This window comes from Ruegeria sp. AM5 (genome assembly GCF_056540645.1).
Genome location: NZ_JBQFXC010000004.1, coordinates 224,064 through 240,246 on the forward strand (window position 1 = coordinate 224,064; position 16,183 = coordinate 240,246).

Consider the following 16,183-nt stretch of genomic DNA (forward strand, 5'->3'; position numbering starts at 1 on the left):
TGACAGGGCTCAGTTGCAGATCGCTTGCGCCATCTGGCCAAAGTTCTGATACCGATCCCACAGCGCATCATCGCGCGCGGTCTGCGACATCTTCAACTCCTGCGCCTGATGCGGGTTGGTGAACCACTTGGCGACGGTCTTCTGATCACTACGCGTCAGCGCCTGATCCGCCACGCGCTGAATACACCGGCACCGCGCCCGCGTCGCCGCTTCACGGTCTGATGCCAGACACGCCCGCTTGATCTGCGCCGCGTCCACTTTGTGGGCCACCGACGTCAGCGATGCCGCACAAAATGCGATTAAGAGGAACTGTTTCATACTCGAGCCTCGTTTTTTGCCTGCCCGGACGGGTCTTTTGCCCCTCTCGGTCTGCGGCGGAGTATGAATCAAAGTGGATTCGGGATCAATCATACGTTGCGAAAAAGTGAATACCCGAGTCGGAAACACACCACCCCGTAGGCCGGGCTTCAAACCGGCACCGGTTAGCGTAGCAATGGAAGCCATTCCTGCATAGCTTTGATTAAAAGCTGAATCTTTTCAGGGTTCTGAGCAATATAAGCGCCACCAACTAGAGGAATGCTCCATTTGATTGTGGCATCAATCGCAAGATCGGCTTTTCTTCCAGTCCATTTGATCATTGTCGCAAACGCAGTTTGCAGCGACTTCAAAATAGCCTCTAAGCGGTCAACATCTGGCTGTGCTTTTCTAACTTCTTCCGAAAGTTCCTCTACAGATTCCCAGATCAAAGTAATCGAATTCTGAAACTGCAAATCTGATGCGGGACCGGGTGGGTGGTTGCCTCCGATGCCAAAGCGGCCGAGTGATCTGGTTCCGAGATTTTGTCTTAGGTCATCAACCGCCCGCTCTACCGCCATGCGTTTGCGTATTTGTTCAATTTCGCGAGCTACGAATTCGACGCCTCCATCCCAGATTGCCTCTGGTATCCTCGAAACATTGTATTCAAACATCGGTTCAATAGGATCACCGGATAGGTAGCCTTGGTACCATTGATGCCAAAATGCCCATTTTTTAGGGTCGGCATTAAAGAAATTGAGTAAGCTACTTACTTCGAGATCAATATGTTCTGGTAAATTGGACCATATTGGTAGTCTGTGAAGCGCCCCAGCATCATGATTAGTATTAAGGAACTCCAAGTCGGTCAGTAAGTTCCCTTCGTCAACTGATTTGGCCGGAGAAAGCCGCGCGTCTCTAAGGTCCATGAAGATGTGTCCACCACCGTCTGCAAGGTCGGGATAATGCTCCCAAACGCACTCGTACATTTGTGTTTCGGCACTGTGAGCAACACGAAACTCAATTTCTTGGCTATGACCGGAGAACGAAATTTCCCAATCGTCTACGTTGCATCCCCATTGCATGTCGGCGGTTCGAGGGTTAGGCCCGCCAACTGTGCACACGTTAATTGCAAATCTCAAAGCACTTAAGATTTTGGCCTCGCTGAGTGAATTATAGTCACTTGCAACGAGAAACAATGATCGTAGAAAAACGCGGGCTATCGCCACTTTGGTTTGCTCAGTTCTAAGAGCATGGAACAACTTTGCTTCGCGCTCAAAATTAAGCTGCAACGAAAACTCTCCCACCTTGACCAACCCACGATTCCTCTACATATCCCCAACCCATGACAGACCTCGCTCATATCCGCAATTTCTCCATCGTCGCGCATATCGACCATGGCAAATCCACCCTTGCTGACCGGCTCATTCAAGAGACCGGAACGGTCAAGGATCGCGACATGAAGGAACAGCTGCTCGACAGCATGGATATCGAGCGGGAACGCGGCATCACCATCAAGGCCAACACGGTTCGCATCGACTATACCGCCGACAATGGCGAGGCGTATGTGTTGAACCTGATCGACACCCCCGGCCACGTGGACTTTGCCTATGAGGTCAGCCGGTCCATGCGCGCGGTTGAGGGCTCACTGCTGGTTGTCGACTCGACCCAGGGGGTTGAGGCGCAGACGCTGGCGAATGTGTATCAAGCCATCGACGCCGATCATGAGATCGTGCCGGTGCTCAACAAGATCGACCTACCAGCGTCCGATTGTGACCGCGTCGCGGAGCAGATTGAGGATGTGATCGGCATCGACGCGACCGACGCCATTCAGGTCAGTGCCAAGACGGGGCAGGGCATTCACGAAACGCTTGAGGCAATCGTGCAACAACTGCCCGCGCCGCAGGGCAATCTCGACGCGCCGCTCAAGGCGATGCTGGTGGATTCATGGTACGACGCCTATCTCGGCGTCATCGTTCTGGTCCGCATCATGGATGGCACGCTGAAAAAGGGGATGCGGGTCAAGTTCATGTCGAACAACACCTTGCACCATGTGGACCGCGTCGGTGTCTTCCGCCCCGAGATGGAGATGGTCGACTCGCTTGGCCCCGGTGAGATCGGCTTTCTGACCGCTTCGATCAAGCAGGTCCGCGACACCCGCGTCGGCGACACGATCACCAATGACCGCAACGGCACCGAAGAGGCCCTGACCGGCTTCAAACCCGCGCAGCCGGTGGTGTTCTGCGGCCTCTTCCCCGTTGACAGCTCCGAATTCGAAGACCTGCGCGATGCGATCGACAAATTGGCCCTGAACGACGCCAGCTTCAGCTTTGAAATGGAGACCTCGGCCGCGCTTGGCTTTGGCTTCCGCTGCGGCTTCCTCGGTCTTCTGCACCTTGAGGTCATCCGCGACCGCATCGAACGCGAATATGATATCGAGCTCATCACCACCGCGCCGTCGGTGATCTATCACGTCTACATGAAAGACGGCGAGATGATCGAGCTGCACAACCCCGCCGACATGCCCGACCCCTCCAAGGTCGACCATATCGAGGAACCGCGCATCAAGGCGACCATTCTGGTGCCCGACGAATACCTCGGCGACGTGCTGAAACTCTGCCAGGACCGCCGCGGCATCCAGCTGGACCTGACCTATGCGGGCACCCGCGCCATGGTCGTCTATGACCTGCCGCTGAACGAGGTCGTCTTTGACTTCTACGACCGCTTGAAATCGGTGACCAAGGGCTATGCCTCGTTCGACTATCAGATGACCGGCTATACCGAGGACAATCTGGTCAAGATGTCGGTGCTGGTGAATGACGAACCCGTTGACGCGCTGTCGACCATGGTTCACCGCGACCGGGCCGAGATGCGGGGCCGTGCCATGTGCGAAAAGCTCAAGGACCTGATCCCGCGCCACATGTTCAAAATCCCGATCCAGGCCGCCATCGGAGGCAAGGTCATCGCCCGCGAGACCCTCTCGGCCTTGCGCAAGGACGTGACCGCAAAATGCTACGGAGGCGACGCCACGCGGAAACGTAAACTGCTGGATAAGCAGAAGGCCGGTAAGAAAAAGATGCGTCAGTTCGGGAAGGTCGATATCCCGCAGGAGGCGTTTATTTCAGCGTTGAAGATGGACAGCTAAGGCTGTCCTTCCTCTCCGTTGATCGGTTCTATACGGCCTCAGGATCAGCGTCACTCTGACCAAGTTCCGCGAGTTCACTCCAAACCGCTCTTGGGATATCCCAATCCGCCCATTCGAGTGTTTGTCTCACATGCTGTGGCCAAGTCACTCCACACACCGTTGACGCAATTTTTGCGTCCCGCATCGAGAATTGCAGCGCTAAGGCGCCTAAGGGCACGTCATAGCGGGCACAGATTTCCTCAACCGCGCGCACGGGTGCGAGCGTTTCTTCTGTTGATGGCTGATAGACGTAGAAATGATGGATTGCGCTGCCTCTGGCCAAGATTCCGCCGGCGTAAGGCGCTGCGTTCAATACCGTAACGTCCTTCGAGTTGGCCAGTTCGATCAGCGGCGCCGCATTCATGTTTACAAGCGTGTGCCGGTTGTGAGTCATCACCACGTCGAAATCCCGTTCGCGCAGCATTGGCATCAACACATCCAACTGCCCGCCCGCCAGACCAACTGCAGTTGCCAATCCTTCCTCTTTAATTTTGAATAATTCGTCCAGCGCACCTCCGCTGCGGGTAATCTCAGTTACGTCACCCGCGTATTCCGGGTCGTGCAGATGAAGGATGTCCACGCGATCTACCTCAAGAGCCTTGAGGCTTTGTTCAAAGGACCGCCGCGCTTGGGCGGCGTCGAAAACATTCGTTTCCATGTCACGGTCTACTTTTGTGGACAGAACGCGGCCTTTCGGCCAGCCACCGAGTTCACGGATGACACTCCCGATGCGCTCCTCGCTACGCCCCAACGCATAGCCTCGGGCGGTGTCGATAAAACCGTCGGGCCGGGCAAGTATGGCACGTATGGTCTCGCGCGCCCTATTCTCATCAACTTCGTAACCGTAAATCTGTGGAATGTTGCCTATACCGGTTGATCCAAAGCCAATTCGTGGGATTCGCACTCCGGTTTGACCTATTTCGCAAAGTGTTGTCATTGCACCCCTCCCCAGTCGCATATGAATAATTGAATTTTGAACAGGTCGACCCATCACTGCAAGTTCGGGGGCAAAAAACACTAGAAGAAAAGCGAGAATGAAACCTGGAACTGTGACCCACCTCACAGCCCTAAATCAGCCCATCTGCTACAGTTGACCCAACGGCAACCTTTGCAGGAGGCCCTTATGTCTACATCGCTTGTTCCCCTTATCGCTTTTGGATCAGCAGGCCTTTATTCCGTTGCCATGATCGCGATGAAGTTCTGGTGGAAACTCCCCGGCGTGGGTCTTGGTCTACTGATCGTCGCGACCCTGCTGGCCGGGGCCACGCTCGAACTCGCCGCTCTGCGCGAGGAACGGCTGGGCATCATCTATACCGGCATTCTTGGGGCCGAAGTGGTTCTGATCGCCATCGCCTCATTCTTTCTGTTCGGCGAGAACTTCTCGTATCGCGAGGCGGCAGGTATCGGTCTGGTCATCCTCGGCACTGCGCTGGCCTGGGCCTGACGCAAACATTACCGGTTCATGAAGTTTCCCTTAGGTAAGTTGTAACCGGCGCACCTCCGCCCAATCTGTATGCCACAGCAAGGATGTTCGCTTTTGAACTTCAAAGGGTCGCTTTCAGGAGGAGATCCCCATGACCAGATACATGACTGCCGGAGCCGCCGCTCTGGCCACGTCCCTCGCCCTCGGAACCGCAGCACTGGCCGATACCACACCGGATCTGCGCGGCACGTGGGTCGGGTCTTACACGACCGTGCAGCCCAGCCATTATTACAAGGGCGATCAGCCCCGCTTTAATCAGGCCGAATGGATGCTCGACGTCCAGATGCAGGAAGACAATGTTTTCTGGGGGCCCAGCAAGTGGCGTCGGGATGGCGACACTGAATGGAATGAATACGAGGCCACCGGAACCATCAGCCTCGATGGGTCTGGCTCGATCGGCATCGTTGAAACTTCCCCGCTGGTGATTGGCGCCAATGCGTTGATCGATGCGCGGTACGAGGACGGCAAGATCTTTGCCGATTTCCGTAGCCTGCGGAACGGAACGACCTACAGCACAGTTCTGGAACGTCAGGTGAACTGAAGCGTTTCCGGCCCGATCGGATGTTAAAGGGGGTTAATGCCGCTGAGATTTGTGACTGCGGCAGGAGTAGTAGGTACCCCGTTCAGGTCGGAGCGCTTCTCATAAACAACAGTCTCCACAGGGAGGCGACGGGCCGGGCGGCGATCTCGCCGCCCGCGACAGGGTCCAGACCCCCGCGTTTGAGAATGCGGCGTTCCTCGGCACGGGTCATCTGGATCTCGCGGACCTTCAGCGCGGCGTCGCGCGCGGTGAGGTAAGAACCGTCCGGCCCAGGTTCCATCCCCGGAATACCACGCCCCTTCGACCACCACCCGCGCAGCCCGTTGAGCGGGTGTTTACGTCCGATGGTGTCATCATCCAGTAACTCCCAAATCCGCTGCGCCTCGTTCATCGACACCAGTGCGGCGATCGGTTTGCCATAACGGGTCAGCACGATCACTTGCCGGGGGTCTTGCGACAAGGTGGCCAGTTCGCCCAAACGGGCGCGGGCTTGAGAAATGGTCAGGCGCATAGGCGAATCTCCGGTTGTACGATTCGAAAGATTGGGGGCTTTAGTGTTGTACAACTCGGACAATACCCCCCTAATTCAGCGCACGGGACCTTCGCAGGTGCAGAAATCAAGCGAATTCTGGCCCGCGATCCATATTTGACTTTTTCCATCCCCAAGCCTGCGCGATGACGCGAATTCTCGGGTTATCCACATGGCTCTCCCGGCGGATATCAACAGCTTATCCCCGTCTAATTTTTATGCTGCAGTGCTATTTTCTTGCCGGATCATGACGCTGATGTAACAGTCTGGTTACTGCTTCTGATCTTCGGAACAGGGGCGGGACGCAAGGGCCAAGGGGGCCACGGCAGCTAAGGCGGATTTTAGGATTTGTTTTTAGTTGCAATGGCTTACCGGTGGTGGAGCAGGTGGTCTGGGCTTCGGTTCGGGTTAGATGCTCAGCCTCTCAGAAGGTCCGTGCGGACTGCGACGCGACATAGCGCGTGTGGCAGTGGCCAAAGTCCCTTCGGGGGCCGAGGCAACTGGACCGAGAAGCCCCTCGGGCGGAACGGACCGGCAAGGCGTCAGGAGTGTCCGCAAGGATGCATGCAAAGACCGCGTCTGAGCACCTGACGCCTTTTCCTTTTTGAGAACCCAAGGTTCATACAGGCTATCACGCACCACCCTCCGGACCAGAACGGGGTTCTTTCGCTTGCGCAAAAGAACCCCGTCAAAGTGTCAGAAATGCAATGCCGCGTCTATGCACCTGTACCGGCACACTACTCGGGTTGAGTCGGTGTGGCAACTACATATTGCGGGTAAGCGTTGCCTGAACGCAACATCCCGTCACGATCAGATGTTTTCCTGCACGTCCTCGGCCGCGTTCTGGATGGCATCTCCGGCGTTTTCGATATCTTTGCCAGCGCCCTTTGCGGTTTCGCATGCGGTCAAGGTGAACAGGGCCAGGCCAATCAGAATTGCGCGGATCATCGGTTGCTCCATAAGTGCTTGTTTCGAATTGACTAGCAGCTTTCCCGGGCCATAGCTACAGGTTTTGCATGGCCGATTTCGAAGGGCTAAATACTAGGCTCAGGTCGCATCCTGAGCGCAAAACAGTTCGTACACCACTTCCAGTATTCGGGCTGGTCGATCATCTGCCAGCCGGTAATATATCGCCTTGCCTTCGCGACGAGGAACAACCAGCCCCTCAAGTCTGAGCCGCGACAGTTGCTGAGAAACGGCGGCTTGGCGGGCCGATAGCAATTGTTCCAGTTCAGTAACGGATTTCTCGCCCGAGACGAGGTGACACAGGATCATCAAACGCCCTTCGTGGCTTATGGCTTTCAGAAAGTTCGATGCGCGCGTCGCGTTTTCAACCATCCGGTCAAGGTCGCCGGGTGACATATCCTCGGTCATTTGCGGAAAAGCCATGATCGTATTCCCTCGTTAGTGCCGCCGAATCCCGGCGCCTGACTGGCGCCGCATCCGCAGCGAGAACTCTTGGTACAATTTCCAGGCATGTATTTCCATATGCATGGATCAAAATAGCGTGATGTAACCAGCACGTTTCCGCGCAATCCGTCAACCGACCTGTAGCGGCGTGTGCATTCGGGTCGTGCAGGTAGACGGAATTCGTGGGAACGTTCGGCCCCCCTTGCAGCCCCCCTGTGGCGGCACTAAGACTCGGGTAACTACTCTTCGGGTAATGTCCCGATCCATCGCAAAACAGGCAGGTTCCGAATGTTCGATCCAGTTGATACATATATGAACACACTCGTCCCCATGGTCGTCGAGCAGACCAGCCGGGGCGAGCGCGCATACGACATCTTCTCGCGCCTTCTGAAAGAGCGGATCATTTTCATCAACGGCCCCATCCATGACGGTATGAGCCATTTGGTGGTCGCTCAGCTGCTGCACCTTGAGGCGGAAAATCCGAACAAGGAAATCTCGATCTACATCAACTCTCCCGGTGGCGTGGTCACCAGTGGTTTGTCGATTTACGACACAATGCAGTATATCAAGCCGAAATGTTCCACATTGGTGATCGGTCAGGCGGCGTCGATGGGTTCGGTTCTGCTGGCCGGGGGCGAGAAGGGAATGCGCTTTTCGCTGCCTAACAGCCGGATCATGGTGCACCAGCCCAGCGGCGGTTATCAGGGCCAGGCGAGCGACATCATGATCCACGCGGCCGAGACGCAAAAGCTGAAAGATCGCCTGTATGACATCTATGTGCGCCATACCGGGCAGACCAAAAAGGCGGTTGAAAAGGCGCTGGATCGTGACAATTTCATGAGCCCGGAAGAGGCCAAGGATTGGGGCCATATCGACGAGATCGTCGAGAACCGCGCCAAGATGGATGGTGACGAGGCCTAGGTTCAAATCCGCGCGCGTCCGGCGTGAGGGATGATTTTGAGATTGTAGCTGCCAGAACGCTGGCCTAAGCTGCAGGCATATACGGCAAGCGCGGCCCTTGAGAGGGGCCGCTGAGACGGAGCCCGAGGGGTAAAGCATGGCGACGAATTCAGGCGGTGACGGCAAGAACACGCTCTATTGTAGCTTTTGCGGCAAAAGCCAGCATGAGGTGCGTAAGCTGATCGCAGGCCCGACCGTGTTCATCTGCGATGAGTGTGTCGAGCTGTGCATGGATATCATTCGCGAGGAAACCAAGGCCAGTGGTCTGAAATCCTCGGACGGTGTGCCAACGCCCAAGGATATCTGCGAAGTATTGGATGACTACGTGATCGGTCAGGCCACCGCCAAGCGGGTGCTGTCGGTTGCGGTACACAACCACTACAAGCGTCTCAATCATGCCCAGAAAGCGGGCAGCGATATAGAACTGGCAAAATCCAACATCTTGCTGATTGGCCCCACCGGCTGCGGCAAAACCCTGCTGGCGCAAACGCTGGCGCGGATTCTGGACGTGCCGTTTACGATGGCGGACGCGACCACGCTTACCGAAGCCGGTTATGTGGGTGAAGATGTTGAAAACATCATCCTCAAACTGTTGCAGGCCAGCGAATACAATGTCGAACGCGCACAGCGCGGCATCGTCTATATTGACGAGGTCGATAAGATCACCCGCAAGTCTGAAAACCCTTCGATCACCCGCGATGTATCGGGCGAGGGCGTTCAGCAGGCCCTGCTGAAACTGATGGAAGGCACCGTGGCCAGCGTTCCGCCGCAGGGTGGGCGCAAACATCCGCAGCAGGAATTCCTGCAGGTGGATACCACGAACATCCTGTTCATCTGTGGCGGTGCATTCGCCGGACTAGACAAGATCATTGCACAGCGTGGCAAAGGCTCGGCCATGGGCTTTGGTGCCGACGTGCGTGACAATGACGAGCGCGGCGTGGGCGAGATCTTCAAGGATCTGGAACCCGAAGACCTGCTGAAATTTGGCCTGATCCCCGAATTCGTCGGCCGTCTGCCGGTTCTGGCGACGCTGGAAGATCTGGACGAAGACGCTTTGGTCACCATCCTGACCAGCCCGAAGAACGCTCTGGTCAAGCAATACCAGCGGTTGTTTGAGTTGGAAGATGCGGAACTGGCCTTTACCGATGATGCGCTGAAGGCGATCGCCAAGAAAGCGATCGAGCGTAAAACCGGTGCACGTGGTCTGCGTTCTATTCTGGAAGACATCCTGCTGGATACAATGTTCGAACTGCCAGGCATGAAGAACGTGACCGAAGTTGTGGTCAACGAAGAGGCTGTGACGTCGGACTCTCAGCCATTGATCATCTACGCAGACGCGGCGGAATCGGCTTCGGCGGGTTGAACCGCATAGATCAATGCACACACGGCGCGGCAATGTCCGCGCCGTTTTCGTTTGAGGACACGATGACAGTAAGACGTATCTCTTCGGGTGGTGAGTTTGAAGCCAAGGTTGGCTATTGCCGCGCGGTTGTCGCGGGTGGTTGGGTTCATGTTGCGGGAACTGTTGGGCAAGGTGAAACGGTCGTGGAGCAATGCCGCTCGGCGCTGTCTATCATCGAAAACGCGCTGGCCGAGGCGGGTGCTTCATTCTCTGATGTCGTGCGCATCACTTATATGCTGCCGGATCGAACCGAATTTGAACCTTGCTGGCCCATTCTGGCCGAAACCTTTGGTGCGAACCCTCCTGCAGCGACGATGATCGAATGCGGATTGATCGATCCGAAATACCGGATTGAAATTGAAGTCACCGCTATCCTGCCGGAATGACGCAGGTAGCGCTGGCAGTACTGGACCTTAGCGTGCCTTTGGTCCATATCTTCGGGGACAGAAATGCCGGAGGCAGCCGATGGGAATCCTAAACAGTCTTTTGCGGGCCGTGACCTGGTGGAACGGGGCCACCCTGAACACGCAGTTCTACACTGCGCGCAAGGGGATCAAGGTCGGTGAGGACGACGAGGGCAACGTGTTCTATCGCAATGCTGACGACAGCAAGCGCTGGGTGATTTTCAATGGCGAAGCCGAGGCCAGCCGGATCGATCCCGATTGGCATGGCTGGCTGCACCGCACATGGGATGAACCGCCAACCGATAAACCTCTGGCGCACAAGTCCTGGGAAAAACCGCATCAGGAGAATCTGACCGGCACCGTGCTGGCCTATGCACCTGCCGGTTCTCTGCGTCGTGCCGATCCGGTTGAACGTAGCGATTACGAGGCGTGGAGCCCGGAATAAGCGAGGCCAGATGTCTAATCACACGAAGACCGAAGTTATCGTCGGCGGTGCCGTGCTGGCCTGCGCCATTGCGTTCGGTGTTTACGCCAGCCAATCCACAGGCCTGTCTCAATCCGGCGCAGGATACGAGCTGGGCGCGTCTTTCCGCTCGCTCGAAGGTGTGGGCGTCGGCACGGATGTACGCCTTGCCGGGGTCAAGATCGGGACGGTGACTGGCGTTACGCTAAACTCTGATACGTACCGCGCGGACACCCGATTTTCCGTGGCAGATGGTGTTCTTATTCCAGACGATAGCGCCGCTGTGATTTCTTCCGAAGGCTTGCTGGGTGGCAACTTTGTTGAGGTTATGCCGGGCGGTTCCCCGTTCTATTTTGAGGCGGGTGATGAGATTACCGATACGCAAGGCGCGGTCAGCCTGATCTCGTTGCTGGTCAAATTCGTGGCCGGGGACGGAAGCGAATGATCCGCGCTGCACTGGTGGCTCTGATAGTCACCGCAACCGGAGCTGCTGCGCAGCAAAAGGTCGAATCCGGCCCCGGCGCCATGTTGCGCGGGTTGGACAAGGTCAGCGGGCAGACGGTGGACATCGAAATGCAGAACGGCGAGACCACGTCGGTCTTTGGTCTGGATGTCGCGCTGGGTGATTGTCGCTATCCAGCCGAAAACCCGACAGGTGACGCCTTTGCCTATTTGACTATCTGGGAACAGGGCAAGGCGCAGCAGCTGTTTGATGGCTGGATGATTGCGACCTCACCCGCGCTGAACGCGTTGGATCACGCCCGCTACGATGTCTGGGTGATCCGTTGTATCACACCCTGAGGGGTCTGCTGCAGATCAGCGGTGAAATCTGCTTTCAGGTCAAGCGCTTGTTTCAATTCGCTATGATAAACCGCACGCGGGATCTCGATCGCGCCTAACGAGGCCAGATGCGCCGTCAGAAACTGCGTATCGAACAGCGTGAACCCGGTTTGGCGCAGTCGATCCACCAGATAGGCAAGTGCAATCTTCGATGCGTCCGTGCGACGCGAGAACATGCTTTCGCCAAAAAAGGCCGCGCCGAGGACTACGCCGTAAACGCCGCCAATCAGTGAAGCGCCGTCCCAGACTTCGAGGGAATGCGCGCGGCCGGTCCGGTTTAGTTCCTGATACAGACGGCGCAGTTCGGGATTGATCCAGGTATCCGATCGGTCGGCGCAGCCATCCACGACGCCCGCAAAATCGCGATTGATGCTTACCGAAAACCCACAGGTCCGGATACGCCGCGCTAGGCTGCGGGAGATGTGGAACCCATCCAGAGGGAACACGCCGCGAAACTTCGGGTCGACCCAGAACAACTCGGGGTCGTCGCGATGCTCGGCCATCGGAAAAATGCCGATGGAATAGCCATGGAGCAGAAGTTCAGGGGAAAGGCTCATGCCGGGTGCCTCGGGGCCGAAGGGGGGTTATCCTTCGGCCCTTTGGTCAGATTAGGCCATGTTCTCCGCAAGCCAGTGCTCCAGCCAGTGGATGTTGTACTCGCCGCTGTGCAGGTCAGGTTCCTGCAGCAGGGCGTGGAACAGCGGCACGGTGGTGTCGATACCGTCGACGATCAACTCGCCCAAAGCACGTTCCAGACGGGCCAAAGCTTCAGCCCGGTCACGGCCCTGAACGATCAGTTTGGCGATCAACGAGTCGTAATACGGCGGGATCGAATAGCCGTCATAGAGCGCGGAATCCATCCGCACGCCCAGACCACCTGGCGCGTGATAGGCCGTAATCTTGCCCGGGCAGGGCGAGAAGTTCGGCAGTTTTTCCGCGTTGATGCGAACCTCGATGGCGTGGCCATTGATCTCGAGATCGTCCTGACCGAACGACATGTCCTCACCAGCGGCGACGCGGATTTGTTCGCGCACCAGATCGACGCCGAAGATGCCTTCGGTCACGGGGTGTTCCACTTGTAGACGCGTGTTCATTTCAATGAAGTAGAACTCGCCATTTTCATAAAGGAACTCGATGGTGCCCGCGCCGATATAGTTGATCTTGGCGACCGCGTCGGCGCAGATCTTACCGATCTTCGCACGTTCTTCCGGCGTGATACTGGGGCCGGGGGCTTCTTCGAACACCTTCTGGTGGCGACGCTGCAGCGAACAGTCGCGTTCGCCCAAATGCACTGCCTTTCCCTTGCCATCGCCGAAGACCTGAATCTCGATATGGCGGGGGGTGGTCAGATATTTCTCGATATAGACCTCATCATTGCCAAAGGCGGCCTTGCCCTCGGCGCGTGCGGTCATGAAGGCGCTTTCCATCTCATCGGCGTTTTGTGCCACCTTCATGCCGCGACCGCCGCCGCCGGCGGTGGCCTTGATGATCACGGGATAGCCGAATTCCTCGCCGATACGCTTGGCGTCGGCCAGCGTGGGAACGCCGCCGTCCGAACCGGGAACGCAAGGTACACCCAGTTCCTTCATCGTGTCCTTGGCGGTGATCTTGTCACCCATGACACGAATATGCTCGGCGGTGGGTCCGATGAAGGTAATGCCGTGATCTTCGACGATCTGCACGAACTCGGCATTCTCGGACAGGAAGCCATAGCCGGGATGGATCGCCTGCGCGCCGGTGATTTCACAGGCCGAGATGATCGCGGGCACGGACAGATAGCTTTGCGGGCTGGGCGGGGGGCCGATGCAGACCGATTCGTCCGCCATGCGCACATGCATCGCATCGCTGTCGGCGGTGGAGTGCACGGCAACCGTCTTGATCCCCATCTCGCGCGCAGCACGGATCACACGCAGGGCGATCTCGCCTCGGTTGGCAATCAGGATTTTGTCGAACATGGGCCCGCCTTACTCAACGATGACCAGAGGCGTGCCGAATTCCACAGCATCACCATCGCCGACCAGAATGCGTTTGATGGTGCCCGACTTGGGTGCGTGGATGTGGTTCATTGTCTTCATGGCTTCGACAATCAATAGCGTGTCACCTTCCGAGACCGATGCACCGACCGAGATAAACGCAGGCGCGCCCGGTTCCGGTTGCATGTAAACCGTACCCACCATGGGCGAGGTCACAGCGCCTGGATGGCTGGCGGGATCATCCACGGCAGCGGGTGCTTCGGCAGCGGCCGGCGCGGCAGCAGGTGCGGCAACCGGTGCAGCCGCAGGAACCGCAACCTGAACCGGAGCGGCCACGGTCTGCGACATGCGGCTGACACGGACATTCAGGCTGTCTTCCTCGCCATATTCGCGCTTGACCTGCAATTCGGTCAGGTCATTCTCGCGCAGCAGTTCGGCCAGTGCCTTGATAAACGCGACATCCGCTTCGTGTTTGGTATCTGTCATGAGTGTCCTCGAAGGTTCCCCTATGCCCGTCTGTTTGCTGCGGGCTTGGTTTGATTACGCAGGGTTATAAGCCATGCAGACGGCCATGAAAAGCGCCGTCTAAGCCTGCCAAATGGGGGGTTTTGCGCGAATTACGAGGGCTGTCGCGATTACAGCGGCGTTCCAGACAATTTTGCGACCAGTTCTGGTAGCTTGCGGGCTCCGTATTTTTCCAAAAGTCGGGCGCGATAGGCCTCGATCGTGCGGTAACTTAGCCCAAGTTCAACGCCAATTTCCTTCGCGGATAAACCCCGGCATGACAGGATGGCCACTTCGCGTTCGCGGGTTGTCAATTGCACCAAGGGGCGCTCTTCCGAGATGTCCGAAAAGCTCCATATCCCGTGCCGGAACGGATCGTCTGGCGTCAGCGAACGCCCCCGCGCGCGGCACCAGAACAGGTCACCGTCGCGTCGCCGCATCACCCGTTCGTCTGTGTAATAGCCTGTATCGCGCATCACCTGCAGACTACGCGCGCCGATCCGTTCCCAATCGGCGACCGAAGGATAAAGATGCAGCAGGGGCATGTTGCGATAGTCAACCTCATCCCCGCCAAAGGTCCGCGCAAATTGCAGATTGCACCGTCGGATGATCCGGTTCTCAAGCTCAACAAGGCCGATGGGGGCGTATTCAAAGGCGGGATCGCTCATGTTCTTATGGTGACGGGTATTGCGTCGAAAGAGAAGGGTGGGCGGCAGGAAAGGGTGGGTTTCTTTCTCTGGCCGTTGTCAAAGTTGTAAATCTTCTTTGAAAATTAGTCGGCAACAGATAATAATTACTTAGTTAATCTGAAAATGCAGCCGCAGTAGCCAAGGACATAAACGCCATGCGCGACACGCTGACCGGCAGCCGGATACGCGAAAGACGGCAAATCTCTGGGCTGCGACAGGCGGAACTGGCGCGGCAGGTGGGGATTTCGGCATCGTATCTGAACCTGATCGAGCACAACCGCCGCCGCATTGGGGGCAAACTGCTTGTCGATATCGCGGCGGCTTTGTCCGTCGAGCCGTCGCTGCTGACTCAAGGGATCGAAGAGACGCTCATCGCCGCTCTGCGCGAGGCCGCGGCGGATGCAGTCGGCCAAAAGGCCGAGGTGGACGGGCTGGAAGAATTCGCCGGCCGCTTTCCCGGTTGGTCGGGTGTTCTGGCGCAGATGCATCGCCGCGTAGTGTCGCTGGAGCGCACTGTCGAAGTTCTTTCCGACCGACTGACCCATGACCCGCATCTGGCGGCCTCAATGCACGAGGTGCTGTCGACCGCCGCCGCCATCCGCTCAACAGCTGCAATCTTGGCTGAACCGGGAGAGATCGAACCGGAATGGCGCGACCGTTTCCATCGCAACTTGCATCAGGATGCCGAACGACTGGCCGAAAGCTCCAAAGCGCTGGTGACCTATCTGGATGACAGTGACGGGCAGCGCGATCTGCGCGGTATCCCACTGGACGCGGTCGAGGCGTTTTTTGCCGAGCAAGGATATCATTTCCCGGAACTCGAAGCCGGTGGGCAATTGACCGAAGTGCCGCTGGATGGGCTCGATTCCGCTGCGGCCAACACTGTGGCTTCGGGGTTGCTGGACCTTTATGCCGCCGACGCGCGCGCTATGCCGCTGGATCAGGTGTGTGCCGCGCTGGATGCAGCAAACCCCGATCCTCTGGCGTTGGCGGCGGTGTTTTCAGTGGACCTTGCTACGGTGCTGCGACGGTTGGCCTTTCTGCCTGAAGGCACGCTGGCGCGTCCGGCTGGCTTGGTGATTTGCGACGCCTCCGGCAGCGTTCTGTTTTTTAAACCCGCGCCGGGGTTTGCCCTGCCGCGCCATGGCGAGGCCTGTCCGCTCTGGCCCTTGTTCACCGCCTTGAATCGGCCCTTGGTCCCGATCCGGAAACGGGTCGTTCAGCTTGGTCGAACTGCTGCTGAGTTTGAGTGTTTTGCAATCGCAACCCCTCAGCCAGCTAAGGAATTCGGAGCCGAGCCGGTCTACCGATCGGTCATGCTGGTGCTGCCGGTCGAAGACACGGTGCAGCCTGCGGAAAACGCGGCGCAAGCCGGAGCCAGTTGTCGGATATGCCCGAAACGCGAATGCAGCGCGCGGCGCGAGCCATCGATCCTGAGCGAAGGGTTTTGACAGTTTCGTGACACAGCGCTTAATCTGGGCTGGACGGGTGGCCGGACGTGCAATCCGTC

Annotated in this window: 20 protein-coding genes; 10 read left to right on the plus strand and 10 right to left on the minus strand. The window is 57.5% G+C overall.

Translation table 11 applies throughout. The annotated features are described in order from the left end of the window. Nucleotides 1-9: 9 nt before the first annotated feature. Together ACR0AH_RS12620 and ACR0AH_RS12625 are read right to left on the minus strand one after the other, a co-directional pair. A complete protein-coding gene (locus tag ACR0AH_RS12620; protein WP_170397201.1) occupies nucleotides 10-318 on the minus strand; it encodes a hypothetical protein in 309 nt (102 codons plus the stop codon). Nucleotides 319-482: 164 nt separating this feature from the next. Next, complete coding sequence (locus tag ACR0AH_RS12625; protein WP_170818046.1) at nucleotides 483-1,598, minus strand: hypothetical protein; 1,116 nt, start codon at nucleotides 1,596-1,598, stop codon at nucleotides 483-485. Between the two features lie 38 nt (nucleotides 1,599-1,636). On the opposite strand from ACR0AH_RS12625, the gene lepA reads away from it, so the two are divergent. Further along, the gene (lepA, locus tag ACR0AH_RS12630; RefSeq protein WP_170397199.1) at nucleotides 1,637-3,436 is read left to right on the plus strand and encodes a translation elongation factor 4; all 1,800 of its coding nucleotides are present in this window, start codon (nucleotides 1,637-1,639) and stop codon (nucleotides 3,434-3,436) included. A 28-nt stretch (nucleotides 3,437-3,464) separates the two neighbouring features. Here lepA and ACR0AH_RS12635 read toward each other — a convergent pair whose 3' ends face one another. Then, nucleotides 3,465-4,412: an aldo/keto reductase gene (locus tag ACR0AH_RS12635; protein ID WP_480592182.1), complete on the minus strand. Its 948-nt coding sequence runs from the start codon at nucleotides 4,410-4,412 to the stop codon at nucleotides 3,465-3,467. 186 nt (nucleotides 4,413-4,598) lie between these two features. Between ACR0AH_RS12635 and ACR0AH_RS12640 the strand changes: the two genes are divergently transcribed. Together ACR0AH_RS12640 and ACR0AH_RS12645 are read left to right on the plus strand one after the other, a co-directional pair. Continuing rightward, the gene (locus ACR0AH_RS12640; RefSeq protein ID WP_170397195.1) at nucleotides 4,599-4,919 is read left to right on the plus strand and encodes a hypothetical protein; all 321 of its coding nucleotides are present in this window, start codon (nucleotides 4,599-4,601) and stop codon (nucleotides 4,917-4,919) included. A 130-nt stretch (nucleotides 4,920-5,049) separates the two neighbouring features. Further along, a complete protein-coding gene (locus ACR0AH_RS12645) occupies nucleotides 5,050-5,499 on the plus strand; it encodes a hypothetical protein (protein WP_170466098.1) in 450 nt (149 codons plus the stop codon). Between the two features lie 82 nt (nucleotides 5,500-5,581). On the opposite strand, the gene ACR0AH_RS12650 is transcribed toward ACR0AH_RS12645, so the two are convergent. The 3 genes from ACR0AH_RS12650 to ACR0AH_RS12660 all read right to left on the minus strand — a co-directional run bounded on the left by ACR0AH_RS12650 (nucleotide 5,582) and on the right by ACR0AH_RS12660 (nucleotide 7,417). Next, nucleotides 5,582-6,010 carry a hypothetical protein gene (locus tag ACR0AH_RS12650; protein ID WP_480592184.1) on the minus strand — a complete coding sequence of 143 codons (429 nt, stop codon included), beginning with the start codon at nucleotides 6,008-6,010 and terminating at the stop codon, nucleotides 5,582-5,584. Nucleotides 6,011-6,838: 828 nt separating this feature from the next. Then, nucleotides 6,839-6,976, minus strand: a complete 138-nt coding sequence (locus tag ACR0AH_RS12655; protein ID WP_010443271.1) for an entericidin A/B family lipoprotein — start codon at nucleotides 6,974-6,976, stop codon at nucleotides 6,839-6,841. Nucleotides 6,977-7,075: 99 nt separating this feature from the next. Further along, on the minus strand, nucleotides 7,076-7,417 hold the full coding sequence (locus tag ACR0AH_RS12660; RefSeq protein ID WP_170397190.1) for an ArsR/SmtB family transcription factor: 342 nt from the start codon (nucleotides 7,415-7,417) through the stop codon (nucleotides 7,076-7,078). Between the two features lie 309 nt (nucleotides 7,418-7,726). On the opposite strand from ACR0AH_RS12660, the gene ACR0AH_RS12665 reads away from it, so the two are divergent. The 6 genes from ACR0AH_RS12665 (at nucleotide 7,727) to ACR0AH_RS12690 (ending at nucleotide 11,468) form a co-directional block, all read left to right on the plus strand. Further along, complete coding sequence (locus ACR0AH_RS12665) at nucleotides 7,727-8,359, plus strand: ATP-dependent Clp protease proteolytic subunit (protein ID WP_039970058.1); 633 nt, start codon at nucleotides 7,727-7,729, stop codon at nucleotides 8,357-8,359. 136 nt (nucleotides 8,360-8,495) lie between these two features. Further along, nucleotides 8,496-9,761 carry an ATP-dependent Clp protease ATP-binding subunit ClpX gene (clpX, locus tag ACR0AH_RS12670; protein WP_170397188.1) on the plus strand — a complete coding sequence of 422 codons (1,266 nt, stop codon included), beginning with the start codon at nucleotides 8,496-8,498 and terminating at the stop codon, nucleotides 9,759-9,761. A 62-nt stretch (nucleotides 9,762-9,823) separates the two neighbouring features. Further along, nucleotides 9,824-10,186 (plus strand): RidA family protein, encoded by a 363-nt coding sequence (locus ACR0AH_RS12675; protein ID WP_170397754.1) that lies wholly within the window; start codon nucleotides 9,824-9,826, stop codon nucleotides 10,184-10,186. A gap of 79 nt (nucleotides 10,187-10,265) precedes the next feature. Further along, nucleotides 10,266-10,649 (plus strand): NADH:ubiquinone oxidoreductase subunit NDUFA12, encoded by a 384-nt coding sequence (locus tag ACR0AH_RS12680; protein WP_170597023.1) that lies wholly within the window; start codon nucleotides 10,266-10,268, stop codon nucleotides 10,647-10,649. A 10-nt stretch (nucleotides 10,650-10,659) separates the two neighbouring features. Then, nucleotides 10,660-11,112, plus strand: coding sequence for an outer membrane lipid asymmetry maintenance protein MlaD (gene mlaD / locus ACR0AH_RS12685; protein WP_170597024.1), 453 nt, complete (start codon nucleotides 10,660-10,662; stop codon nucleotides 11,110-11,112). Beyond that, nucleotides 11,109-11,468 carry a DUF2155 domain-containing protein gene (locus tag ACR0AH_RS12690; RefSeq protein WP_170397184.1) on the plus strand — a complete coding sequence of 120 codons (360 nt, stop codon included), beginning with the start codon at nucleotides 11,109-11,111 and terminating at the stop codon, nucleotides 11,466-11,468. The genes mlaD and ACR0AH_RS12690 overlap by 4 nt, the downstream gene beginning before the upstream one ends. Here ACR0AH_RS12690 and aat read toward each other — a convergent pair. The 4 genes from aat to ACR0AH_RS12710 form a co-directional block, all read right to left on the minus strand. Further along, the gene (gene aat, locus ACR0AH_RS12695) at nucleotides 11,432-12,064 is read right to left on the minus strand and encodes a leucyl/phenylalanyl-tRNA--protein transferase (protein ID WP_170733223.1); all 633 of its coding nucleotides are present in this window, start codon (nucleotides 12,062-12,064) and stop codon (nucleotides 11,432-11,434) included. The two genes, ACR0AH_RS12690 and aat, sit on opposite strands and share 37 nt — an antisense overlap. A 51-nt stretch (nucleotides 12,065-12,115) precedes the next feature. Next, entirely contained in the window at nucleotides 12,116-13,462 is a 1,347-nt protein-coding gene (accC, locus tag ACR0AH_RS12700) for an acetyl-CoA carboxylase biotin carboxylase subunit (protein ID WP_170397180.1), read from the minus strand. Between the two features lie 9 nt (nucleotides 13,463-13,471). After that, the gene (gene accB, locus ACR0AH_RS12705; RefSeq protein WP_170397178.1) at nucleotides 13,472-13,966 is read right to left on the minus strand and encodes an acetyl-CoA carboxylase biotin carboxyl carrier protein; all 495 of its coding nucleotides are present in this window, start codon (nucleotides 13,964-13,966) and stop codon (nucleotides 13,472-13,474) included. A gap of 149 nt (nucleotides 13,967-14,115) precedes the next feature. Beyond that, a complete protein-coding gene (locus ACR0AH_RS12710; RefSeq protein WP_170397176.1) occupies nucleotides 14,116-14,652 on the minus strand; it encodes a helix-turn-helix domain-containing protein in 537 nt (178 codons plus the stop codon). 176 nt (nucleotides 14,653-14,828) lie between these two features. Between ACR0AH_RS12710 and ACR0AH_RS12715 the strand changes: the two genes are divergently transcribed. Continuing rightward, nucleotides 14,829-16,124: a short-chain fatty acyl-CoA regulator family protein gene (locus ACR0AH_RS12715; RefSeq protein ID WP_480592186.1), complete on the plus strand. Its 1,296-nt coding sequence runs from the start codon at nucleotides 14,829-14,831 to the stop codon at nucleotides 16,122-16,124. Nucleotides 16,125-16,183: the final 59 nt, after the last annotated feature.